At 68.1% G+C, this 546-nt stretch carries 1 protein-coding gene; it reads left to right on the top strand.

Annotation, left to right across the window (positions count from 1 at the left end; all coding sequences use genetic code 11):
* The coding region (locus HX846_RS38195; protein WP_178967577.1) for a chloride channel protein at window positions 1-546 on the top strand (546 nt) is incomplete at both ends.

Here is a 546-nt window from a genome sequence, read left to right on the forward strand (position 1 = left end):
CGGTGCAGGCGCCGGGCTGGCGGCGGTGTACAACGTGCCGTTGGGCGGCGCGGTGTTTGTGCTCGAAGTGTTGGTGGGTGTGTTCAGTTGGCCGGCGGCAGTGATTGCGTTGGCCACCTCGGCCATCGGCGCGTCGGTGGCCTGGATTGGCTTGGGCGCAGAGGCGCAATACGTGGTGCCGCACTTTGTGCTCAGCCCTGGCTTGATCGCCTGGGCGCTGGGCTGCGGGCCGGTGTTTGGCCTGGCCGCCTACGGATTCACCCGGCTGACCGGCGCGGCCCGCAGCAACGCCGCCCGTGGCTGGCGGTTGCCGGTACTGTCGTTGATCAACTTCACGATCATCGGGGGCCTGGCGATTTTCCTGCCGCAGATCCTCGGCAACGGCAAGGGCCCGGCGCAACTGGGCTTTGACAATGAGCTGACCATCGGCCTCGCCGCGGTGCTGCTGGTGGTCAAGGTACTGATCACTGCGAGCAGCCTGCGCGCCGGTGCCGAAGGCGGTTTGCTGACCCCGGCGCTGGCCAACGGCGCCCTGCTCGCCATCAT

The sequence above is a fragment of the Pseudomonas sp. K5002 genome (genome assembly GCF_013386655.1).
GTDB lineage: Bacteria > Pseudomonadota > Gammaproteobacteria > Pseudomonadales > Pseudomonadaceae > Aquipseudomonas.